The sequence below is a fragment of the Rhodoferax sp. WC2427 genome (genome assembly GCF_040822085.1).
Classification (GTDB): domain Bacteria; phylum Pseudomonadota; class Gammaproteobacteria; order Burkholderiales; family Burkholderiaceae_C; genus Rhodoferax_B.
This window is the reverse complement of the sequence record NZ_CP162006.1, coordinates 4,383,773-4,408,215: the sequence shown is the minus strand read 5'-3', so window position 1 is coordinate 4,408,215 and position 24,443 is coordinate 4,383,773. Positions and strand designations below refer to the sequence as shown.

General features: G+C 63.2%; 20 protein-coding genes and 1 pseudogene. 12 read left to right on the top strand and 9 right to left on the bottom strand.

Features of this window, described 5'->3' with window-relative positions:
- The first annotated feature begins 187 nt into the window (after nt 1–187).
- The 9 genes from AB3G31_RS20500 to AB3G31_RS20460 all read left to right on the top strand — a co-directional run bounded on the left by AB3G31_RS20500 (nt 188) and on the right by AB3G31_RS20460 (nt 11,657).
- Nucleotides 188–4,606, top strand: a complete 4,419-nt coding sequence (locus AB3G31_RS20500; protein WP_367847891.1) for a response regulator — start codon at nt 188–190, stop codon at nt 4,604–4,606.
- A 3-nt stretch (nt 4,607–4,609) separates the two neighbouring features.
- Nucleotides 4,610–5,626 carry a two-component system response regulator gene (locus AB3G31_RS20495; protein ID WP_367847890.1) on the top strand — a complete coding sequence of 339 codons (1,017 nt, stop codon included), beginning with the start codon at nt 4,610–4,612 and terminating at the stop codon, nt 5,624–5,626.
- A gap of 130 nt (nt 5,627–5,756) precedes the next feature.
- Entirely contained in the window at nt 5,757–6,539 is a 783-nt protein-coding gene (locus AB3G31_RS20490; RefSeq protein ID WP_367847889.1) for an ABC transporter ATP-binding protein, read from the top strand.
- Nucleotides 6,526–7,419, top strand: coding sequence for an ABC transporter permease (locus AB3G31_RS20485; RefSeq protein WP_367847888.1), 894 nt, complete (start codon nt 6,526–6,528; stop codon nt 7,417–7,419). Before AB3G31_RS20490 ends, AB3G31_RS20485 begins: the two co-directional genes overlap by 14 nt.
- The gene (locus AB3G31_RS20480) at nt 7,416–8,360 is read left to right on the top strand and encodes an ABC transporter permease (protein WP_367847887.1); all 945 of its coding nucleotides are present in this window, start codon (nt 7,416–7,418) and stop codon (nt 8,358–8,360) included. Before AB3G31_RS20485 ends, AB3G31_RS20480 begins: the two co-directional genes overlap by 4 nt.
- 78 nt (nt 8,361–8,438) lie before the next feature.
- Nucleotides 8,439–9,446, top strand: a complete 1,008-nt coding sequence (locus tag AB3G31_RS20475) for an ABC transporter substrate-binding protein (protein ID WP_367847886.1) — start codon at nt 8,439–8,441, stop codon at nt 9,444–9,446.
- Nucleotides 9,443–10,096 carry a TetR/AcrR family transcriptional regulator gene (locus tag AB3G31_RS20470; protein WP_367847885.1) on the top strand — a complete coding sequence of 218 codons (654 nt, stop codon included), beginning with the start codon at nt 9,443–9,445 and terminating at the stop codon, nt 10,094–10,096. The genes AB3G31_RS20475 and AB3G31_RS20470 overlap by 4 nt, the downstream gene beginning before the upstream one ends.
- Nucleotides 10,097–10,153: 57 nt before the next feature.
- A complete protein-coding gene (locus AB3G31_RS20465; RefSeq protein ID WP_367847884.1) occupies nt 10,154–11,137 on the top strand; it encodes an MYG1 family protein in 984 nt (327 codons plus the stop codon).
- 85 nt (nt 11,138–11,222) lie between these two features.
- Nucleotides 11,223–11,657 (top strand): hypothetical protein, encoded by a 435-nt coding sequence (locus AB3G31_RS20460; protein WP_367847882.1) that lies wholly within the window; start codon nt 11,223–11,225, stop codon nt 11,655–11,657.
- On the opposite strand, the gene AB3G31_RS20455 is transcribed toward AB3G31_RS20460, so the two are convergent.
- The 3 genes from AB3G31_RS20455 to katG all read right to left on the bottom strand — a co-directional run bounded on the left by AB3G31_RS20455 (nt 11,654) and on the right by katG (nt 14,456).
- The gene (locus tag AB3G31_RS20455) at nt 11,654–11,986 is read right to left on the bottom strand and encodes a type II toxin-antitoxin system RelE/ParE family toxin (RefSeq protein ID WP_367847881.1); all 333 of its coding nucleotides are present in this window, start codon (nt 11,984–11,986) and stop codon (nt 11,654–11,656) included. The two genes, AB3G31_RS20460 and AB3G31_RS20455, sit on opposite strands and share 4 nt — an antisense overlap.
- Nucleotides 11,983–12,234 carry a type II toxin-antitoxin system ParD family antitoxin gene (locus tag AB3G31_RS20450; protein WP_367847880.1) on the bottom strand — a complete coding sequence of 84 codons (252 nt, stop codon included), beginning with the start codon at nt 12,232–12,234 and terminating at the stop codon, nt 11,983–11,985. Before AB3G31_RS20450 ends, AB3G31_RS20455 begins: the two co-directional genes overlap by 4 nt.
- A gap of 74 nt (nt 12,235–12,308) precedes the next feature.
- Nucleotides 12,309–14,456 carry a catalase/peroxidase HPI gene (gene katG / locus AB3G31_RS20445; protein ID WP_367847879.1) on the bottom strand — a complete coding sequence of 716 codons (2,148 nt, stop codon included), beginning with the start codon at nt 14,454–14,456 and terminating at the stop codon, nt 12,309–12,311.
- 333 nt (nt 14,457–14,789) lie between these two features.
- Here katG and AB3G31_RS20440 point away from each other — a divergent pair, with 333 nt between their 5' ends.
- Both AB3G31_RS20440 and add read left to right on the top strand, forming a co-directional pair.
- A complete protein-coding gene (locus tag AB3G31_RS20440) occupies nt 14,790–15,005 on the top strand; it encodes a DUF4287 domain-containing protein (RefSeq protein WP_367847878.1) in 216 nt (71 codons plus the stop codon).
- Nucleotides 15,002–16,027 (top strand): adenosine deaminase, encoded by a 1,026-nt coding sequence (gene add / locus AB3G31_RS20435; RefSeq protein WP_367847877.1) that lies wholly within the window; start codon nt 15,002–15,004, stop codon nt 16,025–16,027. The genes AB3G31_RS20440 and add overlap by 4 nt, the downstream gene beginning before the upstream one ends.
- A 7-nt stretch (nt 16,028–16,034) precedes the next feature.
- Here the strand turns inward: add and AB3G31_RS20430 are convergent.
- Nucleotides 16,035–16,201, bottom strand: a pseudogene (locus AB3G31_RS20430) (Zn-dependent hydrolase); the annotation flags it as partial.
- Between AB3G31_RS20430 and AB3G31_RS20425 the strand changes: the two are divergent.
- Nucleotides 16,199–16,324: a hypothetical protein gene (locus tag AB3G31_RS20425; protein WP_367850407.1), complete on the top strand. Its 126-nt coding sequence runs from the start codon at nt 16,199–16,201 to the stop codon at nt 16,322–16,324. The pseudogene AB3G31_RS20430 and the gene AB3G31_RS20425 overlap by 3 nt on opposite strands.
- A gap of 397 nt (nt 16,325–16,721) precedes the next feature.
- On the opposite strand, the gene AB3G31_RS20420 is transcribed toward AB3G31_RS20425, so the two are convergent.
- From AB3G31_RS20420 to AB3G31_RS20400, 5 genes are all read right to left on the bottom strand, one after another.
- The gene (locus AB3G31_RS20420; protein ID WP_367847876.1) at nt 16,722–18,539 is read right to left on the bottom strand and encodes a hypothetical protein; all 1,818 of its coding nucleotides are present in this window, start codon (nt 18,537–18,539) and stop codon (nt 16,722–16,724) included.
- Nucleotides 18,540–18,775: 236 nt separating this feature from the next.
- A complete protein-coding gene (locus tag AB3G31_RS20415) occupies nt 18,776–20,023 on the bottom strand; it encodes a Zn-dependent hydrolase (RefSeq protein ID WP_367847875.1) in 1,248 nt (415 codons plus the stop codon).
- Between the two features lie 145 nt (nt 20,024–20,168).
- The gene (gene hydA / locus AB3G31_RS20410) at nt 20,169–21,611 is read right to left on the bottom strand and encodes a dihydropyrimidinase (protein ID WP_367847874.1); all 1,443 of its coding nucleotides are present in this window, start codon (nt 21,609–21,611) and stop codon (nt 20,169–20,171) included.
- Nucleotides 21,612–21,678: 67 nt separating this feature from the next.
- Nucleotides 21,679–22,980, bottom strand: a complete 1,302-nt coding sequence (gene preA / locus AB3G31_RS20405) for an NAD-dependent dihydropyrimidine dehydrogenase subunit PreA (protein ID WP_367847873.1) — start codon at nt 22,978–22,980, stop codon at nt 21,679–21,681.
- Nucleotides 22,973–24,322, bottom strand: coding sequence for an NAD(P)-dependent oxidoreductase (locus tag AB3G31_RS20400; protein WP_367847872.1), 1,350 nt, complete (start codon nt 24,320–24,322; stop codon nt 22,973–22,975). Before AB3G31_RS20400 ends, preA begins: the two co-directional genes overlap by 8 nt.
- Between the last annotated feature and the right edge of the window lie 121 nt (nt 24,323–24,443).

The following is a 24,443-nucleotide window of genomic DNA, read 5'->3' as shown; positions in this document are numbered from 1 at the left end:
TAGTGTGCATAACCGCTCCAGGCCAGGCTGGGATTCACCCCTTCCAGAAGCCCGCCAGCCCAGTGCTTGCGGGCTTTTTTGATGCCTGCGATATGTTCAAAATTTCATGCAAATGGAGGACGAGAACACCTTGATTCGGGCTTGAAAATGCGCGAATTCTGCGGTGCGTCCGCTAAAGTCGGCTAGCATGCCGCAGATGCTTACCCACACCGGACGTCTGGTTTCGAGACGCAAACTGCTTGAATGGTTGCTGCTGGTGGTGGTTCTCGCCCTGGTAGGGGGGTTTATTGCCTACGTGCATTCCGTCGAGGTGGAGCGCACCCTGGCCACTGAGCAAGACCGCTTGCAGGTGCAGTCGAATGTCATTGCCAGCGACATCCAGAGCAATCTGGAGGTGATCAGCCTGGCGATGACCGAGGTCATCAAGGATTACCTGGTGGTCCCGGGTGAAGCCAATCCCAAAGATGTGTCCCGTCGCTTGCGCGCGCTGGTCAGTGCCATGCCGGGAATTCGGGCCATGGTGGTAATGGACGCGCGGGGTATCGCCATTTCTGCACACAGCCCCGATTTGGTGGGCATCAACTTCAGCCAGCGGGATTACTTCAAGACCGTGCAGGTCCATCCGAACCCGGCCAGCTTGTATGTGTCGGCACCATACCGTTCCTTGCGCAACGATCTGGTGGTCAACACGGCCCGGATGGTGTCCGGGACCCATGGCGAGTTTGCGGGAATGGTGATCGCCACCCTGGATCCCAAGTATTTCACCGGCATTTTCCGACCGGCGATGTATGCCCAGGACGTGTGGGGTTTTGTGGTCCACGGCGATGGGCTGCAGTTTTTGAATTTCCCGCTCAGGGCGAATATCGACGGCACCAATTTCAACAAACCTGGAACCTTTTTTACCCGGCATGTGCAGAGTGGACAGTCCAGTAACCTGTTGACCGGCACGATACCCAGAACCGGTGAACAGCGCCTGGTGGCCATGCGCACCATCCATCCCGCCGAGTTGCAAATGGACAAGGGTCTGGTGATTGGCCTCAGCCGTGACTTGGGTGCCATCGTGCAGCCGTTGCGTCGCCAGGCCATCAGCAACGGCGGAATGTATGCCGTCCTGGTCTTGCTGTGCTGTGGCGGCCTGTCGTGGGGGCAGACGCGGCGGTCCCGCATGGAGGACCTGGCATTTAAGCGCGACAACGAGCGCCTGGAAGCCGCCGACCGTCTCAAACTGGCGTTGCGTGGCGCCAATCTAGGGCTGTGGAGCTTCCATGCACCTGCGGGGATATGGGCGTTTGACGGGAGCTCTGCGGGCATGCTGGGCTTTGCCTTGACGGACATGCAGGGGGATCCCGATTTCTGGCAGCGGCGCATCCACCCCGAGGATGCGGCTGCGCACCATGCGGCGTGTGAAGCCTGCCTGGACGGCAGTGTGCCGTTTTACGAGGCAACGTACCGTATCCAGCATCGGCTGGGCCACTGGGTGTGGATTCTGGGCCGCGCCCAGGCGATTGAGCGGGACGCCCACGGCCGGGGTACCACCATGATGGGGACGCACATGGACATCACAAAATCCCGCTTGGCCGAGCAAGAGGTGGTGCGTACGCGAAACGAGCTTCTGGCGGTGTTTGACAGCATGGCGGATTCCGTTTTTGTGTTTGACCGCCAGCGTCAACTGGTGCGCATCAACCGCGCGGGGCGGTCCATGCATGGCCTGTTTGACGCCAAAGCGCCGTTTGAGGCCATCGTGTCCGAGATTGAGCTGGTGCAGATGGACGGCGACCTGCTACCACCAGACCAGTGGCCCAGCCAGCAGGGCATGCGCGGCCACTTCATGCGCGATGTGCTGCTGGAGGTTCGCCGAAAAGACCAGACTGCCTCCGCCTTCGTGGAGCACAGCACCTCCGCCATCCGTGACGCATCGGGAGCGATGGAACTCCTCATCGTGGTCTGCAAAGACGTGTCCGAGCGCCGCCATACCCTTGCCCTGCGCGAAAGCGAGGCGCGGTTCCGTACCTTGATCGAGGACGCGCCGCTGGCCGTCGCCATTTTGCGCACCGGGCGCATCGTGTACTGCAATCCGCGCTACCGGGCCCTGCACGGCTTTGCCGGAGATGACAGCTTGGTGGGCCGGTTGTGGATCGACATGATTTCCACGGACTCCCACCAGCAGCTGCACGCCCAGGAGGCTTTGATCCGCGAAGATTCCCCGACAGAGCAAATGTTCGAAGCGATGGGGCTGGGCAAGGACGGCAGCCTGGTGCCGGTATTCAAAACCACCGCCCGCGTGGTGTTGGCCGACGGCCCGGCCACCTTGGTGTTTGCCCAGGACATTTCGGCCCAGAAACAGGCCGAGTCCTCCATGCTGCAGGCCCGCGATGTGGCAGAGGCCGCCAACCGCAGCAAGGCCGAGTTTTTGGCCAATATGAGCCACGAAATTCGCTCGCCCCTGAATGCCATTCTGGGCCTGGCCTACCTGTTGGAGCAGGCGCAGCTGGATCCGAGTGCCCATGATCTGGTGCGCAAGATACGGGCCTCGGGCCGCTCGCTGCTGGGCATCATCAACGATGTGCTGGATGTCTCCAAAATCGATGCCGGCCACATGGTCATAGAGTCCACGCCGTTTCGCATGGGCGATGTGATCGACAACCTGGCCAGCACCATGGGCATCGCGGCAGGCAACAAGAACATCGAACTCATCATCCAGCCGTTGCCTGCAGGCATCAGTGCGGTGCGGGGCGATGCCATGCGCCTGGAGCAGGTACTGACCAACCTGGCCAGCAACGCCATCAAGTTCACCCACGCGGGTCGGGTGGAGCTGCGCACCGAGCTGCTGAGCGTGCACGAAGACACCATCGTGCTGCGTTTCAGCTTGCGCGATACCGGCATTGGTATTGCACCGGAACTGCAAAACGACGTGTTCTCGGCCTTTACCCAGGCGGACGGCTCCACCACCCGCCGTTTTGGCGGTACCGGACTGGGCCTGACCATCTGCCGCCAACTGGTGGGTTTGATGGGGGGCGAGATCGGCCTGACCAGTACCCTGGGCGAGGGCAGTGAATTCTGGTTCACCGTGCCGATGCAGCAGATAGCCAGTACCGATTTTTCTTCGCCCGACATGGTCCGTATCGATGCCCTGTTTGCCGACGACAGCCAGATCGCGCTGCGCGCCGTGGTGGACATAGCCCAGGGTCTGGGCTGGCAGGTGAGTGCCGTGGATTCTGGCGAGGCCGTGCTGGCCCTGGTGCAAGGCCGCAAAAATGGCAAGTTGCCCCATGTCGTGGTGCTGGATTGGAAAATGCTGGGCATGGATGGCCTGGCCACGGCCCAGGCTATTCGCGACAGCGTGCCGCCAGAAGACTGTCCGATCGTGATCATGGCCACCGCCTACTCGGTCACCAGCTTGGCCAACCATCCGGGGGCCGATTTGGTGGATGCGATTCTGAGCAAGCCCGTCACCACCTCCACCCTGTACAACGCAGTCATGGCCGCGCAGCGCAAGCGTGCGCACGCCGCAGGCGTGCCACGGGCCGTGCCGCAGGCCGTCGGCCAGGCGTTGGCCGGCGTGCGTGTGCTGGTGGTGGACGACAGTGAAATCAACCGTGAAGTGGCGCAACGCATCCTGCACCAGCAAGGAGCCGACGTGGTGCAGGCCGAAGACGGCCAGGCGGCCCTGGATTGGTTGCAGGTCCACCCCGACGGTGTGGACCTGGTGCTGATGGATGTGCAGATGCCGATCCTGGACGGCATCGAGGCCACGCGCCAGTTGCGGCGCATGTCCCAGTTCGACGACCTGCCCATCGTGGCGCTGACCGCGGGGGCTTTCAAGTCACAGCAGGAGGCGGCCCAGGCCGTGGGAATGACCGACTTCATCAGCAAACCCTTTGACGTGCCCACGACGGTGGCGTTGATCCAGCGGCTGCGACGGCGCAAGCCTGTTGCGGTGCCCCGTGCCATGCCCCTGGCCTCCGAGGTGCTGTCTCCCCTGGTGGTGGAGTCCGTTCCGCTGCTGGATACCTCGGTGGTGGATGTCGCCCAGGGACTGCAAATCTGGTCGAATCTGCAGGTCTACCGCGACTACCTGCGGCGCTTCTCCGGGGGCTATCGCCATGCGGTGGCCGAGATGCATGCCCATCTGGCGGCAGACGAACGCCCCGCAGCCGCCGCCCTGGCCCACAAGCTGGCCGGCGTGGCGGCCAACATGGCCCTGCCTGCCACCTACCGCCTGGCCAGCGAGGCCGAGCGGGTGTTGACCATGGGGTACGATCCGATCGCCGTGCTGGCCCGCCTGGACGAGGCACTGCGGCAGGCCATCGAGGTAATTGCACGCTTTGCTCCTACCGCTTCACCGCCCAGACTGCCAGGCCACGTGGTGCAACAAGACTCTCCCGAGACCCGTACGGCCCTGGAGGAGCAGTTGCAGGGCTTGCTGGAGGCCCTGGACAGCGACAACCCCGCGCCGGTAGAGGCCCTGCTGGAGCAGCTGGCAGTACATGTGCCTGAGCCGGATCTGGCGGGCATCCGGGCCTGCGTGCGCGCCTTCGACTTTCGGGGTGCCGAGGCCTGCAGCCGCCAATTGGCCTGGCAATACGGCATTGCACCCAAGGAGTAGACCATGTACGTCCCCACCATTTTGGTCGTCGATGACGAGCCCGCGAATCTGGCCATCATGCGCGAGATCCTGCAGAAAACCTATGTGCTGGCCTTTGCCCGCAACGGCACCGAGGCCCTGGCCGCCGTGGTCAAGCACCGCCCGGCGCTGGTGCTGCTCGACATCGGGCTGCCCGATACCAATGGCTACGACCTGTGCCGACAGATCAAGCAGCGCGACACCACCCAGAGCGTGCAGGTGATTTTTGTGACCGGCTATACCGATATGGCGCACGAGGCTGCGGGCTTTGCGGCAGGGGCGGTGGACTACATCACCAAGCCGGTGTCCCCACCCATCGTGTTGGCACGGGTCGCGGCCCATTTGTCGCTGGTGCGCGCCACGGCGCTGGAGCAAAGCTACCGCGATGCGATCCTGATGCTGGGCCATGCCGGGCACTACAACGACACCGACACCGGTGCCCACATCTGGCGCATGGCGGCCTACGCCCGCGTGCTGGCCCAGGCTTGTGGCTGGGATGCCGCCAGCAGCACCCGGCTGGAGCTGGCCGCCCCCATGCACGACACCGGCAAGCTGGGCGTTCCGCAGGCGATTTTGCGAAAACCGGGCCCACTGGATGAGTCCGAATGGGTGGTCATGCGCACCCACCCGCAAATTGGCCACGATATTCTGAGCAAGAGCGACGCCCCGGTGTTCCAGCTGGCGGCCGAAGTGGCACTGCGGCACCATGAGAAATGGGACGGCAGCGGCTACCCCGATGGCCTGCGCGGGCAAGAGATTCCGAAGTCGGCCCGCATCGTGGCGCTGGCCGATGTGTTCGATGCCCTGAGCATGCGCCGACCCTACAAGGAGCCATGGCCGATGGACCGAATTCTGGACTACATCCACCATGGGGTCGAAGTGCACTTTGACCCCATGGTGGTCCACGCCTTCCGAGGCATCCTGCCCGAGCTGCTCGACATCGGCAAGCAGTGGGCGAAAGTCGACGCAGAGGAGATGCAGAGCCCCGAGCGTCCGTCCTGAAGGGCATGCACGCGATCGGTGCCATCGGCTGAAAAATATTGGCACAAAACTAGCTTAAACCCCAAGAAGCTGACCGTTTGGTTAGCTTTATAGTGGGTTTATATGATCTATCTCCTTTCCTTTTGTGCCCATGCTTGCCGCTGAGCCGCTGGCTGTCGAGGTCCGCCGGGCCAACGTCATCTACCCCGCTGCCGACGCGCCGGTGCATGCCCTGCAAGACATCGACCTCACGGTGCAGCCGGGCGAATTCATCTCGCTGATCGGCCCCTCGGGCTGCGGCAAGACCACGCTGCTGCGCGCCATTGCCGACCTGGAACCCATCAGCTCCGGCAGCATGCAGGTGAATGGGGTTAGCCCGCACGCAGCCCGCATGGCCCGCTCGTACGGCTACGTGTTCCAGGCCCCGGCGCTGTTTCCCTGGCGCACGGTGCTGGGCAATGTGCTGCTGCCGCTGCACATCCAGGGCCGCGACAAGGCCGAGAGCCAGCGCATCGCCATGGACCAGCTGGCCCGGGTGGGCCTGCAAGGCTTTGAAAAAAAATACCCCTGGCAGCTCTCCGGCGGCATGCAGCAGCGGGTGTCGATTGCGCGGGCACTGGCCTTCGAGCCACGCATTCTGATGATGGACGAACCCTTTGGCGCGCTGGACGAAATCACCCGCGACCGCCTCAACGAGCAGCTGCAGCAGCTCTGGCAGCGCGAGCGCCGCACGGTGGTGTTTGTGACCCACTCGATCGCCGAGGCGGTGTACCTGTCCACCCGCATCGTGGTCATGTCGCCGCGGCCCGGCCGCATCGTCCAGGTGATCGATTCCACCCTGCCGGACGAACGCCATCTGGGCCTGCGCGACACGCCCGAATTCATGGCCCTGGCCCACGCCGTACGCGAGTCCCTGGCGGATGGCCACCATTAAGCGCGGCACCGCTCTCAACAGCGGCTTGCCCATCGCCACGGTGCTGTTGGGCGTGCTGGTGCTGTGGTACGCCGGGGCCGTGTGGCTGAACGCGCCCGGTGCCATCGAACGCGTGCTCGCCCCCCAGGGCGCGGCCTGGGGCTGGGCCGATCTGGTCCAGACCACCCTCTCCATGCAGCGCCCGGTGCTGCCCTCGCCGCAGCAGGTGGCGCTGGATTTCTGGTCCAGCCTGGTCGACTGGCCGGTGGACTCGCCGCGCAACCTGTTGTTCCACGTGGCCGTCACCGCGCAGTCCAGCCTGCTGGGCTTTGCCATGGGCACGCTGTTCGGCCTGCTGCTGTCGGCGGGCATCGTGCATTCACGCACCCTGGACCGCGCGCTGATGCCCTGGATCGTGGCCTCGCAAACTATTCCGGTGCTGGCGATTGCACCCATCGTGCTGGTGATCCTGGGCAGCCTGGGCTTCTCGGGCGTGTGGCCCAAGGCGGTGATCGCCATGTACCTGTGCTTCTTCCCGGTCACCGTGGCCATGGTGCAGGGTTTGCGCTCGCCGCAGCAGATCGACACCGAGCTGCTCTACACCTACGCCGCCTCGCGCTGGCAGGCGTTCTGGCTGCTGCGCCTGCCAGCGGCGCTGCCGTTTTTGTTCCCCGCCTTGCGGGTCGGCATTGCCGCCAGCCTGGTGGGCGCCATGGTGGCCGAGTTGCCCACCGGCGCGCAGGCGGGCCTGGGGGCCAAGCTGCTGCTGGGCTCGTACTACGGCAATACCGTGGCTATTTGGTCGGCGCTGCTGATGTCGGCCCTGCTGGGCCTGGCCCTGACCGCTGCGGTGCTGGGCGTGGAGCGGCTGGTGCTGCGCCGCTTTGGGGGCCGGGCATGACGGCCCGCAGCCCGCAGGCGGTGCTGGGCCTGGTGGTAGCCAGTGTGCTGGTTGCTGCAATTTTTATAGCTTCTCGCGCTTATTCCGTCAGCACAAGCGGCCTTTTTTTGCCCTTATTTTTGGGCGTGGTGTTTATGGCCGTGTGGACGGTGCGTGCCTGCGCTGCGCTGGACGGGCGGCCTGCCTACGGGCTGGTGACGGCCGGGCTGTTCGGTCTGTGGCTGCTGTACTTCTGGCAGCTGCTGGTCACCGCGTACGACGTGCCCCGGGTGCTGTTGCCGTCGCCGCTGCTGATCGTGCAGGCCATGGGCGAGGGCGGGGCGCTGCTGTGGGGCGACTTTGTGCAGACCGTGCTCAAGTCGGTGCTCTCCGGGTGGGTGCTGGGCTGCGGCCTGGGTTTTGCCGTGGCCGTGGCCATCGACCGCCTGCCGTTTCTGCAGCGCGGCCTGCTGCCGATCGCCTCGCTTACCAGCACCGTGCCGCTGGTCGGGGTGGCACCGATTGCGGTGATGTGGTTTGGCTTTGACTGGCCGTCCAAGGCGGCGGTGGTGGTGCTGATGACCTTCTTTCCCATGCTGGTGTCCACCCTGGCGGGCCTGAAGGCCGCAGGTCGGCTCGAGCGCGAGCTGATGCACAGCTACGCGGCGGGCTACTGGCAAACCTTGCTGGGGCTGCGCCTGCCCAGTGCCTTGCCGTTCATTTTTGGTGCGCTCAAGGTCAATGCCACGCTGGCCCTGATCGGGGCCATCGTGGCCGAGTTTTTTGGTTCGCCCACGGCCGGGCTGGGCTTTCGTATTTCCACCGAAGCGGCCAAGATGCACATGCCGCTGGTGTGGGGCGCGATTGTGGTGGCGGCCCTGACCGGCTCGCTGGCCTATGCCTTGCTGGTGCAGCTGGAGCGGCGTTTCGCGTTCTGGCACCCTTCTGTTCGTTCCCGCTAGCTTGCATGGCCCCGGATGCAGAGCACCCCGGGCCATGCAGGTTGTTTCACGTTAAGTTCCCCACCCTAGGAGTATTCGATGCAGAAATTATCCAAGTTGAGCCAATGCCTGCTGGCCGCCGCTTTCATGGTCGGCAGCTTTGCCGCCCAGGCCCAGGAAAAGCTCACTGTGCAGCTCAAATGGGTGCCGCAGGCCCAGTTTGCGGGCTACTACGTGGCCGCGGCCAAGGGCTACTACAAGGCCGAGGGCCTGGACGTGACTATCAAACCGGGCGGCCCCGACATCTCGCCCGTGCAGGTGATTGCGGGCAACAACGCCGACGTGATCGTCAACTGGATGCCCGACGCGCTGGCCGCCCGCGAAGCCGGTGTGCCGCTGGTCAACATCGCCCAGGTGTTCAACCGCTCCGGCCTGATGCTCACCTGCAAAAAGGCCAGCGGTGTGGCCAGCCCCAAAGACCTCAAGGGCAAAACCCTGGGCGTGTGGTTTGGCGGTAACGAATACCCGTTCCTAAACTGGATGGCCAAGCTGGGCCTGAAGCCCGACACCGACATCAAGGTGCTCAAGCAGGGCTTCAACGTCGATCCGCTGCTGCAAAACCAGGCCGCCTGCGTGTCCACCATGGTCTACAACGAGTACTGGCAGATCATCGACGCGGGCGTCAAGGAGAGCGACCTGGTCACCTTCTTCTACGAAGACCAGGGCGCGGCCTCGCTGGAAGACGGCCTGTACGTGCTGGAATCCAAGCTCAAGGACCCGGCCTTTGTGGCCCGCATGGGCAAGTTCCTGCGGGCCACCTTCAAGGGCTGGAACGACGCGGTGAAGAACCCCGAAGAAGCCGCCAAGATCGTGGTCTCCAACGATATGTCGGGTAGCGCCACGCTGACAGTGCAAAAGCGCCAGATGGAAAATGTGGCCAAACTTATCACCACCGCCAACACCCCCAAGATGGGCTACCTGGAGCCCGCCGCCTACGAGCGCACGGTCAAGGTGCTGCTGTCGGGCGGCAGCGCCCCGGTCATCAAGAAAGACCCCGGTGCCGCCGCCATGAGCCACATCGTCTGGGAAGCGGCTACCAAAAAGTGACCTCCACCACCCAAGCCCCGGCGGATGCCAAAGGCCAGATCCGCCAAGCCAACGAAGAGCGGATCCTGGCCGCGGCAGAGCGGGTGTTTGCCGGGGCCGGGTTCAGCGGTGCCACCATGGCCCAGATTGCCGACGAATCCGGCCTGCCCAAGGCCAACCTGCACTACTACTTTGGCAACAAGGACGGGCTCTACCGCGCGGTGCTGGCCCGTATTCTGGAAGACTGGCTGGCCCCCACCCACGGCATTACCCCCGAGGCCGACCCGGCCCAGGCCATCGGCGGCTACATCCGCAGCAAGATGGCCATGTCGGCGGCCCGCCCGCACGCCTCCAAGGTCTGGGCCAACGAGCTGCTGCACGGCGCGCCGGTGGTCCGGCACCTGCTGGCCACCGAGCTGCGCGCCACGGTGCGGGCCAAGGCCGCCGTCATCGACCAGTGGATCGCCGAGGGAAAAATGGCTCCGGTGGACAGCACCCACCTGTTTTTCACCCTGTGGGCGGCCACGCAAACCTATGCCGACTTTGACGTGCAGGTCTGCGCCGTGCTGGGCCGCCCCAAGCTGACCCGCGCCGACCAGGCCCGCGCCACCGAACACGTGGTGGCCTTGCTGTTGCGCGGCTGCGGGCTTGAGGTGCTATCTAATAAGTAGCATGTTACGCTGATTTTACGGGCGTTGCTTGTTGTTTTTGGGGTTTAAAATCGCCCCATGACCGATACCGCCACCCCCACCTGCATTGCCACCCACAGTGGCACTTTCCATGCCGACGACGTTTTTGGCGTGGGCGTTTTGATGGGGGTTTTCCCATCGCACACCCTGCTGCGCACCCGCAACAAAGACCTCATCGCCACCGCCGACTACGTGGTCGACGTAGGCGGCGTCTGGGACGCAGCCAGCGGCCGGTTTGACCACCACCAGCGCGGCTTCACAGGGGCCCGACCCGAGCGGCTGGTAGACGGCCACACCGTGCCCGGCGTGGGCTATGCCAGCGCGGGCCTGGTGTGGTCGGCCCATGGTGCGGCCTACGTCAAAGCCTGGGCCGCCCACCATGGCCAGGCCTTGGACGACGCGGCGGTGGCCAGCGTGGTGCACACCATCGACCATTCCCTGGTGCAGTATCTCGACATCGTGGACACCGGGCAGGGCGACGTGGCCGCGGGCATCTTTGGCCTGTCGGCCCTGATTGCCCAGCTCAACACCCACTGGCTGGAAGAGCAAGGCCTGGACCTGGCCGCCAAGGCCCAGCTGCTGGAAACCCGCTTCCGCGAAGCCATCGCCATCACCCGCAAGTTTCTGGACCACGCCATCGGCAAAAAAGTGGCCCAGATCCGCGCCGTGGACACCGTGCGCCAGGCCCCGCGCCTGCTGGGCGGCAAGCTACTGCACTTGAAGGAAGGCGGCATGCCCTGGACCCGCGTGGTGGTGGACGAAATGCCCGAGGTGCTGTTTGTGGTCTACCCCGACTCCGACGGCGACCAGTACCAGATCAAGACCGTACCGGTGGAGCCCGGCTCGTTCGACACCCGCAAGGACCTGCCCGCCCCCTGGGCTGGCCTGCGCGACCAGGAACTGGCGGCAGTGACCGGCGTGGCCGACAGCGTGTTTTGCCACCTGAACCTGTTCATCGGCGGCGCGCGCAGCTTTGAGGGCGCGGTGAAGCTGGCGGAATTGGCACTGGCCGAACCCGTTTGATGGTTCGGCGTGTTAGCTATGTAATTTATAGCTGCTCTCGCCCATTCCATTGGCACAAAAGGCCAATTTCATTTAAATGGATGCCATGACGACCGACGTTTTGCTCCCAACCCCTGCCGCCGACAAACCCAACGCCCGCACCGCGGCGGCGCTGGCCCGGCTGCGCCAGGCCATGCACGACATCGAGACCGAGATTGCGGCGCACCACGGCATCTACCCGTTCAACCATGGCCGCGTCACCCAGTCCGAGCTGTGCCGCCGCGCCGACGTCAAAAAAGCCACGCTGCAAACCCCGCTGCATAAAGACACCACGCGGGTCGACATCCTGCGCTGGCTCGATGGCCTAAGCGCGCAACTCGCCCACACCCGCGACGGCACGCGGGAGCGGGTGACGGAGGTGGCGGATGGGTTGGCTGCGGAAGTGCAGCGCTTGACGTTGGCGTTGGAGTCGGCGGAGCGGCGGGTGGCGCAGTTGGAGCAAGAGAACGCCGCGTTGCGGGGCCGACTGGCCAGACCTTAGTAATCCGCCGCGCCATCCCCCATCCACACCGGGATGTCGCGCCGCATATGGAGCACCCGCCATACGTCGATATGGTCGGCCCGCTCCACATAAAAAACCAGGTACGGGTATTTGCTCAGCGGCCAGGAGCGCAGATCGGGAATACCCAATTCATGCGCGTAGCGGGGTGACCCTGTGGCGGGGTGTTTGCCGATATGGGCATAGGCCCGCTCCAGGGCGTCTACAAAACCGAGCGCTGCAGCCGGGGCATCTTGCTCCAGGTAAAAGGTGACGGCTTGGTCCACGTCATCCCGTGCCAGAGCGCGCGGAACCACCGCTTTGGGCTTCACTGGGGTGTCTTGTTGCCGGTTTTACCGCCGATGCGCTTGCGCAGGGCATCAAAGTAAGCGGCATCCACCGGGGCGGTGGGTGCCGACTGGGCTCCCGCCAGCAGCAGACCGCGCAATTGCTGGCGGTCTTGGTCTTTGCGAATCAGCTCGCGCACGTACTCGCTGCTGGTGCCGAAGCCACGCGAACCGACCTGTGTGTCCACAAAGTCCTTTAGCGTGTCGGGTAGAGAAATGTTCATGGTACTCATGGCGCAAATTTTAGGCTCTTTGGCAAAATTTGCCAAAGAGCCTAACACGGCCACGGGGCCTTGGCCCCTGCCCGTTACGCCAGATCGAACCGGTCCAGGTCCATGACCTTGGCCCAGGCGGCCACGAAGTCGGCCACAAACTTCTGCTGACCGTCCGCACTGGCGTACACCTCGGCATAGGCGCGCAGCACCGCATTCGAGCCAAAGACCAGGTCGGCCCGGGTGGCGGTGTACTTCACCTGGCCGGTCTTGCGGTCGCGGCCTTCGAACACTTCGCCCTCACCGTCTACTGCCGTCCAGGTGGTGCCCATGTCCAGCAGCTTGGCGAAGAAATCGTTGCTGAGCACGCCCACCTGGTCGGTGAACACGCCGTGCGTGCCGCCGTCGGCATTCGCACCCAGTACCCGCAGGCCGCCGACCAGGGCGGTCATCTCGGGGGCCGTGAGGGTCAGCAACTGGGCCTTGTCGATCAGCAGGGCTTCGGTGGCGGCACCAATGGGACCTTTCTTAAAGTTGCGGAAACCATCGGCTGCCGGCTCCAGTGCGGCGAAGGACTCGGCATCGGTCTGCGCTTGCGTCGCATCCACACGGCCCGGCGCGAACGGCACTTCCACCGCCACCCCCGCGGCCCGGGCCGCCTGCTCCACGCCCACGCTGCCTGCCAGCACGATCACGTCGGCCAGCGAAGCCTTGCCCGATGTCTGCTGGATCGCCACCAGGGTGGGCAGGGCCTGCACCGCCACGCGGTTGACCTCCCAGTCCTTTTGCGGGGCCAGGGCCAGGCGCGCGCCATTGGCACCGCCACGCTTGTCGCCACCGCGGAAGGTGGAGGCCGAGGCCCAGGCCACCGACACCAGTTGGCCCACCGACAGGCCCGAGGCCGCGATCTTCGCCTTGATGTCGGCAATGTCTGCCGCCGTGGGCTGGTGCGTCGCGGCGGGCAGCGGGTCTTGCCAGATCAGGTCTTCCTTGGGCACCTCGGGGCCGAGGTAGCGGGCCTTCGGGCCCATGTCGCGGTGGGTCAGCTTGTACCAGGCGCGGGCAAAGGCTTCGGCGAAGGCCTGTGGGTCTTCATGGAAGCGCTTGGAGATCTTGCCGAACTCCGGGTCGAAGCGCATCGTCAGGTCGGTGGTCAGCATGGTGGGCTTGTGGAACAGGCCGGGCACATGCGCGTCGGGGATGATGTCCGGCGCGTTGGTGGCCACCCACTGCTTGGCTCCGGCGGGCGAATGCGTCAGCTCCCACTCGAACTTGAACAGGTTCTCGAAGTAGTTGTTGCCCCACTGCGCCGGGGTGGTGGTCCAGGTGACCTCCAGGCCGCTGGACACCGTGTCTTTGCCGTGGCCGCTGCCAAAGTTGCTGTTCCAGCCCAGGCCCTGCGCCTCGATGCCTGCACCTTCGGGTTCCAGGCCCTTGTGCGACTCGGGGGCTGCGCCGTGCGCCTTGCCAAAGGTGTGGCCCCCGGCGATCAGGGCCACGATTTCTTCGTCGTCCATGGCCATGCGGTAGAAGGTAGCGCGGATGTCCTTGGCCGCGGCCAGGTAGTCGCCGCTGGCGTTGGGGCCTTCGGGGTTCACGTAGATCAGGCCCATGTGGGTGGCGGCCAGGTTGTTGTCCAGATCACGGTCGCCGCTGAAGCGCTTGTCGGTGGCCAACCAGGTGGTTTCCGCGCCCCAGTTCACGTCCATGTCGGGTTCCCACACGTCCGCACGGCCACCGCCAAAGCCGAAGGTGCGAAAGCCCATGGTCTCCAGCGCCACGTTGCCGGTCAGGATGAACAGGTCCGCCCAGGAAATGCTCTGCCCGTACTTCTGCTTGATGGGCCACAGCAGGCGGCGCGACTTGTCGATGTTGACGTTGTCGGGCCAGGAGTTCAGCGGCGCAAAGCGCTGCTGGCCCCGCCCGCCACCGCCACGCCCGTCCTGGGTGCGGTAGGTGCCCGCACTGTGCCAGGCCATGCGCACAAACTGCGGGCCGTAGTGGCCAAAGTCGGCCGGCCACCAGTCCTGGCTGTCGGTCATCAGCTTGACCAGATCGGCCTTCAGCGCCTTGTAGTCCAGCTTCTTGAATTCTTCGGCGTAGTTGAAGTTTTCGCCCAGCGGGTGGGACTTGTTGGAATGCTGGTTCAGCAAATCCACCCGCACTTGCTTGGGCCACCAATCCTTGTTGGTCGTACCGCCGCCAGCGGCGTGGTGGAAGGGGCATTTGGCTTCGGTGGTCATGGGGAGCTCCTTGGGGTTGTCTGTGGGATGGCGAGGTTTTTTGTTGCATCGTGCCGCAGAGATTTGACACGAGCAAGCATGGTAATTAATTGCTATGACTTCCAGAATTCAATAAAGTTTATGCATCGGATAGGCATTTTCAAAGATGCCTATCGGCGGGCGGAAGATGGCAGCTCAGACAGTGCCGCTGCCTTTGATCTGCTACGGAATAAGGAGCTGTGGGCGAAGGTGCGGCTTGCGCCGGAGGCTTGTTTTACGTGCATCTTCCGCTGTGCATCCCGGTTAGCATCTGGTTGGCACCGTACAGTAGTCCCTATCTCTTAGGAGTTCACCATGGCAGCACCCGAAAAAGTCAAAGGCCCGGCCTCGTATTTCCCTTCTATCGAAAAGACCTACGGCCAACCGATGGACCGTTGGTTCAGCTTGGTGCGCCAGCAGCAGGGCAAGAAGCACATGGAGATCGTCAACTGGCTCAAGGCCGAGCACGGCATGGGCCATGGCCACGCCAATGCCGTCGTCGCGCATTGCCTGGCCCAGGCAAAACCATGAGCCTGCCCTCGACATCCGCTGAAGAGATTCGCCTGAAGGCGTTGCCCAAGGCCGAAGTGCACCTGCACCTGGAGGGCTGCTTTGAAGCCGCCCTGATTGCGCAGTGGGCGAAGGCCGAGGGCGTGGCCTTGCCCCGCTCGCAAGAGGAATTGTTCAAGTTCTCGGGCCTGGCGGACTTTCTGGGTTTTCTGGATCTGGCCTGCGGCCTGGCCCGCACCCAGGACCGGCTGGTGGCGCTGAGCTACGGCCTCAGCCAGCGGCTGGCGGCCAATGGCACGGGCTATGCCGATGTCATCTTTAACCCCACCCACTGGCACGCATGGCACGGCCGCCTGGGCGCCATGCTCGATGCCATCCACGCGGGCTTCGCAGCGGCAGAGCAGGACGGCCTGCCCGGTGTGGGCCTGTGCGTCAGCCTGCTGCGGACCCAGTCGGCCGAAGCCGCCATTGGGCTGGTGGACACGCTCACCACGCTTCGCCACCCGCGTGTGGTGGCGCTGTCGGTAGACGGCAACGAGGCCACCGCCGGTCGCACCGGCCCCCGGTTTGCAGAGGCCTTCCGCAAGGCTGGCAGTGCCGGCCTGCGCCGCACCGTGCATGCGGGCGAGTCCAGCGGCCCCGAGGGTGTGTGGGACGCGGTGAACCTGCTGGGCGCAGACCGCATCGACCACGGCGTGCGCGCCATCGAAGACCCTGTGCTGGTGCAGATGCTGGCCGACCGGCAGATCCCGCTGGGTGTGTGCCCCACGTCAAACCTGGTGCTGGGGGTTTATCCGTCGATTGAGGCGCACCCGATTGAGCGTTTGCGGCAGGCGGGAGTTCGTGTCTCCGTCAATACCGATGACCCGGCGCTGCTGGGTGCGAGTTTGGTGGGGGAGTACGCGCTGTGCCGAAGGGCGTTTGGGTGGACGGACGAGGTGACGCGGGCTGTGGCACGCACATCTATCGATGCAGGCTTTGCTAACGACGATTTGAAGGCTACGCTGTTGGACCGGCTCAAGGTATGGCGAAGCGACATCTAGTGCCCAATTAGGCAACCACCCCCGCCCGCTCCAACATCGCATGCAACAGCACATTGCACCCCGCCGTAATGTGCTCCGGCTTGGCATCCTCGATCTCGTTGTGGCTGATCCCGTCCTTGAGGGGATGAAGATCATGCCGCTGGACGTCAGCTTCGCCATGTACACCGCGTCGTGCTGACCCACCCGATCGACGCGCAAGTCGCTGAGTTTTATGCCCGGTTTGGGTTTGAAGGCTCGGAGTTGCGGCCACAGCAGTTGCTGCTGTTGCTGAAGGATGCGAGGCGGTTGGTGCTGTGAGTTGGGATTTATCTGAATGGAAAGAGAGCTTCACCATGCCCGCTATCAACGCTGATCCCGCCATCGAGGGTTTTCTGACGCTGTTGGAAAAAGGTATTGCCTCGGGCCAGCAAGTCGCCGAGCTACGGAGGCTACGTTGTCGACTGTCCAAAAGACTGTCGATCTGGGCGGTGACATCAAAGGTGATGTGTCGCTGTGAGTCTGAGCGGACATTCGTTTTACGGCAGTGCTGCGCCGGTGGCTGCTACTAAGGTGGATTGGGGGTACCGGTTCTTTAAATCACATAAATAGAGGTGTGCAAGTCTTCAATGTAGTGAAGCAAGACCTGACCCCGCCGCCGTTTAGCTTGCAGGAAAGGTGATTGGATCTGTTGTAGCCGGAACAGGTCGCGGGGCCGTCAGGAGGCGTCGGACTTGCTCTTCATGCCCCAAAACTCGTTTTCGAAGTCGTAAAGCGTATCCAAATCCTCGCAGAGGAAAGCACAATTTTTGACGTTGAACTCAGAGATATCTGCAAGTGTTGATGTGAACTTAACATGGCGTAGCTTCACTAGTTCGAAGACATCATCAAGGGTGCTCGCTCGATATTCACCACACGACATTCGCATTACATCGAAGATAATCTGATCGAAGTAGTCGTGTGCATTTTCAACTAAAGTATGAATGTAGCTGGGACTTTGTCCAGAGTGCACCAACATATTTCGCGTTCTGTAAATCCGTCGGATTTGCCATTCCACCTTTTTTAGGTGTGAGTCAAGCGCTGCCCGTAAAGAGGCAGGAGAAGATAGCAACTGACTCAGTTGGAACGCCCGATAGCGCAGCAAATGGAAGTCCTTCAACTCAGTGTAAAGCTCTGATCGCAGATCATCGTTGTTCGGAACCGTGAGGAGAGCCATTGCTTTGTAGATGGTATTAGTTCCTTCTATGCCAGGAACCTTGTTCAGTAGACGCTTCACGTACCAGGGCTTCCAGGTAATAAGGTCGTGTGTGAATCGCTGGACAAGTCGTTGTATGTAGGCCAACATCAAGAATGGCGTAATTTGACTCAAGACATTTACGATCTTCGTCCCATGCGCTGTCGACGGAATAAGTGTCTCTAATGAAGTCCAAAGTGTTACTAACTGGTTGTCCACAACGTCACTGGACACGCAGATGCCGTGTAAATCAGCGACGCGATCAAATCGCGCCTTACTTGACCCTTTGATTGCGAAATTACGAATTAAACGATTCAACTCTTTTGAGGCCTTGTCTGTACGAAAGTCATAGGGCTTCTCCATCGCCCCCTTAGTAAGCACCGCGGCGACGGGCTTAGGCAGGCAACACTGTTTGACCAACGCAGTGTCCCGCCAAGTAATTTTGCGCTGATGGTGAAATAACGTGTACAGGTCGCTTAATCTGTCGAGTGTACGTGCGGCCTTTTCTTGGGCGGAAAAGACATCTTTTGCGCGTACATTGACAAGTTCTACATAACACTCATCCGCTCCACATTCAAATCCTGGTGTTTTCGCTTGTAACGCGGCGACATCCTCAGGCAGTTCTTCTATGACGCTTACGCCGAATGCCTCGGAGGATTCCTCGACTGTCTTGATCAGGTCGCTTACGACGAAGTACACGTCGCACTCATGTACGTATGGATACAGAGTCTTCAAGAACTCATCAATTTGATCGACCTTAGTAATAGGGGGCCCACTAGCAAAGAAGAAAGCGTTTGTTTTGGCTTGCAGGCTTTTCTTGCTGACACCCATGTTGATTAACGTCGTTACCATCGTTCGGACAGTTGCATCGATTTTTTTCTTCTCAACTGCCTTGACGTTAGCAGATAGATGATCAAAGCACTCGTTCAGATAACGAAATGAGCCCAACGTGTTACTTAAGGCGCTCAACCGACGCTTGCGTTCAGATAGTTTCGCATCGTCATCTAATCTAACGTATCTCTCAATAGGGAGATCCAGCAACGCTTTAGCAATAGGGTCATTTTGAACACTCCAAATTAACTCTTCCAAGACTGGTTTCAGATTCGCAGCATCAATTAATTCGTCCTCAATGTTCTTGATCACCGTCAACGCCTCTTTACATAGGTAAGGAGCGTTAAGTGACATCGGCTTATGGGTGTCAAGGGTAAAATCCCATATCAGTTCGTCTAGCCTCTGCGCGCAGAAGAGCAGTCCGTCGAGTTCGGGTGCGATAGTCCACCTTGAAAGATTTTTGAATTTCATCTTGCCTCCCATTTTTCTATTGCAGGATCGTATCTGATCGCGTCTCTGCTACGCATCTGCGCTTTTCGTTAAGCCCGTGTCCGCCTCAACCGTGTCTATGCACAAGCAACTAGATTATTCAGTTCGAATAAAGCTTCGTAAAAAACTCCTGAGCTGCTAGTGAATCAGGAGTTGCTTATGCAGTTTAATGCGCGGTTTAAATGCCAATAAGGCTCATGCTATTCCCCGAGGACTGGCTAGACCACCCCCGCCCGCTCCAGCATCGCATGCAGCAGCACATTGCACCCTGCCGTAATGTGCTCCGGCTTCGCATCCTCGATCTCGTTGTGGCTGATCCCGTCCTTGCAGGGGATAAAGATCATGCCGCTGGGGGCGAGCTGGGCCATGTAGACGGCGTCGTGGCCTGCGCCGGAGACGGCGGGCATGTTCGAGTAGCCCAGCTTGGCGGCGGCGCGGGCTACGGCGTCTACGCAGTCGGGGTGGAAGCCTATGGCCGAATAGCTGGAGACCATCTCGATCTTCACGTCCACGCCGTGCTCTTGGGCCACGGTGGCGGCGAAGGCTTTGACCTCGTCGGCCATCTGGTCCACCAGGGCATCGGTGCTGTTGCGCAGGTCGATGCTGAACTTCACCCGGCCCGGAATCACGTTGCGGCTGTTGGGGAACACCTGGACCATGCCCACGGTGCCCCGGCCATGCGGCGGGTGGCGGTGTGCCGCTGCCACCACGTCTTGCATGATGCGGGTGGCGGCCAGCATCGCATCTTTGCGCAGCGCCATGGGCGTGGGGCCGGCGTGGGCTTCCATGCCGGTGACGGTGCAGTCGAACCAGCGGATGCCCAGCACGCCTTGCACCACGCCGATGGTCACGTCATGGTCTTCCAGCACCGGGCCCTGCTCGATGTGCGTCTCAAAGTACGCGCCGATGGGGTGGTCGCCGGGCTCCTGCGCGCCGATGTAGCCGATGCGCTCCAGCTCGCCTTGCACCGTCTTGCCTTCCAGGTCGGTGGCCGCGTAGGCGTGCTCCAGGGTGAAGGCTTTGGCGAACACGCCCGAGCCCATCATCACCGGTACAAAGCGCGAGCCTTCCTCGTTGGTCCAGAACGCGACTTCGATGGGGGCTTCGGTCTCGATGCCGTGGTCGTTCAGGGTGCGCACTACCTCGATGCCCGCCAGCACGCCGTAGTTGCCGTCGAACTTGCCGCCGGTGGGCTGGGTGTCGATGTGGCTGCCGGTCATGATGGGGGGCAGGCTGTTGTTGCGGCCTGGGCGGCGCATGAAGCCGTTGCCGATCTTGTCGATGGTGACCGTCATGCCTGCTTCGGTGGCCCAGCGGGTGACCAGGTCGCGGCCTTGTTTGTCCAGGTCGGTGAGGGTCAGGCGGCAGACACCGCCCTTGGGCGTGGCACCGATCTGGGCCAGTTCCATCAGCGAGTCCCACAGGCGGGGGCCGTTGATGCGCAGGGATTCAAGGTTGGGGGTCATGGGGTTCCTTTGGCTTGGGTGGGTGGCAGCTTGCCCTCACCCCGGCCCTCTCCCGCAAGCAGGAGAGGGAGTAATGCGGGCTCCGGTTTCGCCCCCTCTCCCGCGGCGCGGGAGAGGGTTGGGGTGAGGCTGGTGCGTGCGGGCATCAGCGGGCGACAGGGTGGGGCGCTTGCAGCGCGGTCTTCTTGGCCAGCGCATCGAACTGCGGGCCGAAGGGCGGGCGCTTGACGTACTTGCCCGCGCCACGCTCGGCGCGCAGGTCGCCAGCGGCGTAAACCACCTTGCCCTGGCTCAGCGTGTGGCTGGGCACGCCGGTCACGGTGCGGCCCTCGAAGATGTTGAAGTCGCCCAGGGACTTTTGCGTCTTGACCGACAGGGTTTTGGTGCCCGCCGGGTCCCAGACCACCAGGTCGGCATCGGCCCCGGCCACCACGCAGCCTTTGCGCGGGTAGATGTTGAACAGCTTGGCGGCGTTGGCGGAGGTAACGGCCACGAACTCGCTGGGCGTGAGGCGGCCGGTGTTGACGCCTTCGTCCCAGATCACGGCCAGGCGCTCTTCCACGCCGCCGCAGCCGTTGGGGATTTTGCTGAAGTCGTCTTTGCCCGCGGCTTTTTGGGCGGCGCAGAAGGTGCAGTGGTCGGTGGCGGTGGTGTGCAGGTGCCCGGCCTGCAGGCCGTGCCACAGCGCGTCCTGGTTGCGCTTGTTGCGAAACGGCGGGCTCATCACGTGGCCTGCGGCGTAGGCGAAATCGGGGTTGCGGTAGACGCTGTCGTCCACCGTCAAATGCCCGGCCAGCACCTCGCCATACACGCGCTGGCCCGCAGCACGGGCACGGGCAATGGCCTCGGCGGATTCAGCGCACGACACGTGCACCACGTAGATCGGCACGTTGAGCACGTTGGCGATGGCGATGGCGCGCTGGGCGGCCTCGGCCTCCACGGCGGGCGGGCGCGACAGAGGGTGGGCTTCGGGGCCGAAGATGCCCTTGGCTTTCATGTCGGCCTGCAGCAGGTAGACCAGTTCGCCGTTTTCGGCGTGCACCGTAGGCATGGCGCCCAATTCGAGTGCGCGCTGGAAGCTGTTTACCAGGGTTTCGTCGTCGCACATGATGGCGTTTTTGTAGGCCATGAAGTGCTTGAAGCTGTTGACGCCCTCGTCCCGTACCAGGGTGCCCATGTCGCGGCGCACGCTCTCGTCCCACCAGGTCACGGCGACGTGGAAGCTGTAGTCGGACGCGGCTTTTTCGGCCCAGCCGCGCCAGGTCTGGTAGGCCTCCATCAGCGGCTGCTTGGGGTTGGGTATGACGAAGTCGATGATCGTCGTTGTGCCACCCGCCAGCCCGGCTGCGGTGCCGCTGTAGAAGTCGTCCATGGTGGTGGTGCCCATGAACGGCAGCTGCATGTGGGTGTGCGGGTCGATGCCGCCGGGCATCACGTACTGGCCCCCGGCATCGACGACTTCGGCCCCGGCGGGGGCGATCAGGTTGTCGCCCACGGCGGCGATCTGGCCGTCGATACACAAAACATCGGCGCGGAAGGCGCGGTCGGCGTTGACGACCGTGCCGCCGCGGATCAAGACACTGGACATGATTGCTCCTAAAAAAGTAGCTGCTTGCGCTGATGGAATGGGCGCTAGGGCCTGATTTTTTATAAATTCAGGCGCGTAGGGGATTGTTAGCGTGGGTTGTCCAGTCCGCATGGTTATCGCTCACGATGCGGCCCGTGCGCAAGTCTTTTTCGCCGGGCTGCAGGTCGCGCAGATGGATGGTGTCGGGCACGGGGCAGACCAGCACGCACAGGTTGCAACCCACGCACTCGTCTTCCATCACCTCGAAGTGGCGCACGCCGTCTTTCACTTTGGTGATGGCCTGGTGCGAAGTGTCTTCGCAGGCGATGTGGCAGCGGCCGCAGGAGATGCAGCTGTCCTGGTTGATCACGGCCTTGCTGACGTGGTTCAGGTTCAGGTTGCGCCACTCGGTCACTTTGGGCACGGCGCGGCCGCGGAAGTCGTCCAGGCTGGTGAAGCCCTTGCTGTCCATGTAGTCCGACAGGCCCGAGCTCATCTCTTGCACGATCTTGAAGCCGAACACCATGGCGGCGGTGCACACCTGCACCGTGCCCGCGCCCAGGGCGATGAAGTCCAGCGCGTCGCGCCAGTTGCCCACGCCGCCAATGCCGCTGATGGGCAGGCCTGCGGTGAGGGGGTCGCGGGCGATCTCGGCCACCATGTTCAGCGCGATGGGTTTGACCGCCGGGCCGCAGTAGCCACCGTGCGAGCCCATGCCACCGGTGCTGGGCGTCATCATCAACGTGTCGGGGTCCACGCCGATGATGGAGTTGATGGTGTTGATCAGCGACACCGCGTCGGCCCCGCCGCGCTTGGCGGCGCGGGCGGGCAGGCGCACGTCGGTAATGTTGGGCGTGAGCTTCACGATCACTGGCAGCTTGCTGTACTGCTTGCACCAGGCTGTGACCATCTCGATGTACTCGGGCACCTGGCCCACGGCGGCGCCCATGCCGCGCTCGCTCATGCCGTGCGGGCAGCCGAAGTTCAGCTCGATGGCGTCGGCACCGGTGTCTTCCACGCGCGGCAAGATCGCCTTCCACGATTCCTCCACGCAGGGCACCATCAGCGACACCACCATGGCGCGGTCGGGCCACAGGCGTTTGACCTCGGCGATCTCGCGCAGGTTGATTTCCAGGTCGCGGTCGGTGATGAGTTCGATGTTGTTGAAGCCCAGCACCCGGCGGTCGTTGGACAGCAGCGCGCCGTAGCGCGGGCCGTTCACATTGACGACCGGCGGCCCGGCCTCGCCCAGCGTTTTCCAGACCACACCGCCCCAGCCCGCCTCGAAGGCGCGGTTGACGTTGTAGGCCTTGTCGGTGGGCGGCGCCGAGGCCAGCCAGAAGGGGTTGGGGGTTTTGACCCCGGCGAAGACGGTGGACAGATCAGCCATGGTTCAAACCTTTGTGGATGGATTCAGCGGCGCGTTTGCCGTGCTCTACGGCTTCCACGGTGAGGTCGCGGCCCCCGGCGCGGCAGTCGCCACCGGCCCAGACGTTCTTGAGGTTGGTGGCACCGTCCTCCGAAGTGACGATGCGCCCGCCTTGCAACACCAGGCCGGTGCCCTGCAGCGGGGTGTCGTCCAGCTTCTGGCCAATGGCTTTGAACACCATGTCGGCGGGGAAGGTGAGTTCGCGGCCCGTGGGCTGTAGCTGGCGGTCTACCAGCGCCTGCTGGGCGAAACGCACGCCGGTGGCGTGGCCGTCCGCGCCCAGAATCTCTACCGGGGCCATCCACTGGTGCAGCACCACGCCGTGGGTTTGCGCCCACTCTTGTTCGGCGGCAGACGCGCCCATGGTTTCCACGCCCCGGCGGTACACCATGTGCACCACCTTGGCCCCCAGCAGCTTGGCCTGTACGGCGGCATCCACGGCGGTCATGCCGCCGCCAATCACCACCACGTGGTGGCCGATGGGCACCGTGGCCACATCGTCGGCCTGGCGCAGCGCGGCGATGAAGTCCACCGCGTTGCGCACCCCGGCCAGGTCTTCGCCCGGCAGGCCCAGCGCCTGCACCTTGGACAGGCCCAGGCCCAGAAACACCGCGTCGAATTCGGTTTGCAGCGTGTCCAGCGAAGCCCCACCGGCAAAGCGCCAGCCGTGCTGGATACGTATGCCGCCAATGTCCAGCAGCCACTGCACTTCGCGCTGGGCAAATTCGTCCACGGTCTTGTAGGTGGCCAGGCCGTATTCGTTCAGGCCGCCCGCCTTGGGCTGGGCCTCAAAAATCACCACCTCGTTGCCTAGCCGCGCCAGGCGGTGCGCGCAGGCCAGGCCCGCGGGGCCGGAGCCCACCACGGCGATGCGCCGGCCGGTGGGGGCGGCGCGGGTGAACACCTGTGGCTGCGGGCTGGCCATCAGCGCGTCCACCGCAAAGCGTTGCAGGCGGCCAATAGGAATGGGGGTGTCGGTTTGGGTGTTGCGCACGCAGGCTTGTTCGCACAGCACCTCGGTGGGGCAGACCCGGGCGCACATGCCGCCCAGCGGGTTGGACTCCAGGATGGTGCGGGCCGCGCCGCGCAGGTTGCCGTCGGCAATGCGCTTGATGAAGCTGGGCACGTCGATGTCGGTGGGGCAGGCGGTTTGGCAGGGTGCGTCAAAACAGTACAGGCAGCGCTCGGATTCGAGCATGGCCTGCGATGCATTCAGCGGCGGGGTGGCATCGGCAAAGTGCTGCGCGTACTGGGCGGCACTGAGACGGCCGGCGCGGATGTCCGGGGGGGAAGTGGCGGGCACGGTAACTCCTGTGGCTGGGGCATTGGGGCCCTGGCGCTGCACCAAAGTGCGGCACGCGGGGCCCGGCGTTGGCTGGGTGGCATCCAAATCCTGACCAAACGGTCAAGAAGTGCAAACGATA

What these genes read in the sequence shown, in the direction of transcription:
- AB3G31_RS20500 (WP_367847891.1), top strand. Translation starts at nt 188, where the DNA reads ATGCCGCAGATGCTTACCCACACCGGACGTCTGGTTTCGAGACGCAAA.
- AB3G31_RS20495 (WP_367847890.1), top strand. Translation starts at nt 4,610, where the DNA reads ATGTACGTCCCCACCATTTTGGTCGTCGATGACGAGCCCGCGAATCTG.
- AB3G31_RS20490 (WP_367847889.1), top strand. Translation starts at nt 5,757, where the DNA reads ATGCTTGCCGCTGAGCCGCTGGCTGTCGAGGTCCGCCGGGCCAACGTC.
- AB3G31_RS20485 (WP_367847888.1), top strand. Translation starts at nt 6,526, where the DNA reads ATGGCCACCATTAAGCGCGGCACCGCTCTCAACAGCGGCTTGCCCATC.
- AB3G31_RS20480 (WP_367847887.1), top strand. Translation starts at nt 7,416, where the DNA reads ATGACGGCCCGCAGCCCGCAGGCGGTGCTGGGCCTGGTGGTAGCCAGT.
- AB3G31_RS20475 (WP_367847886.1), top strand. Translation starts at nt 8,439, where the DNA reads ATGCAGAAATTATCCAAGTTGAGCCAATGCCTGCTGGCCGCCGCTTTC.
- AB3G31_RS20465 (WP_367847884.1), top strand. Translation starts at nt 10,154, where the DNA reads ATGACCGATACCGCCACCCCCACCTGCATTGCCACCCACAGTGGCACT.
- AB3G31_RS20460 (WP_367847882.1), top strand. Translation starts at nt 11,223, where the DNA reads ATGACGACCGACGTTTTGCTCCCAACCCCTGCCGCCGACAAACCCAAC.
- AB3G31_RS20450 (WP_367847880.1), bottom strand. Translation starts at nt 12,234, where the DNA reads ATGAGTACCATGAACATTTCTCTACCCGACACGCTAAAGGACTTTGTG.
- katG (WP_367847879.1), bottom strand. Translation starts at nt 14,456, where the DNA reads ATGACCACCGAAGCCAAATGCCCCTTCCACCACGCCGCTGGCGGCGGT.
- AB3G31_RS20440 (WP_367847878.1), top strand. Translation starts at nt 14,790, where the DNA reads ATGGCAGCACCCGAAAAAGTCAAAGGCCCGGCCTCGTATTTCCCTTCT.
- add (WP_367847877.1), top strand. Translation starts at nt 15,002, where the DNA reads ATGAGCCTGCCCTCGACATCCGCTGAAGAGATTCGCCTGAAGGCGTTG.
- AB3G31_RS20420 (WP_367847876.1), bottom strand. Translation starts at nt 18,539, where the DNA reads ATGAAATTCAAAAATCTTTCAAGGTGGACTATCGCACCCGAACTCGAC.
- AB3G31_RS20415 (WP_367847875.1), bottom strand. Translation starts at nt 20,023, where the DNA reads ATGACCCCCAACCTTGAATCCCTGCGCATCAACGGCCCCCGCCTGTGG.
- hydA (WP_367847874.1), bottom strand. Translation starts at nt 21,611, where the DNA reads ATGTCCAGTGTCTTGATCCGCGGCGGCACGGTCGTCAACGCCGACCGC.
- preA (WP_367847873.1), bottom strand. Translation starts at nt 22,980, where the DNA reads ATGGCTGATCTGTCCACCGTCTTCGCCGGGGTCAAAACCCCCAACCCC.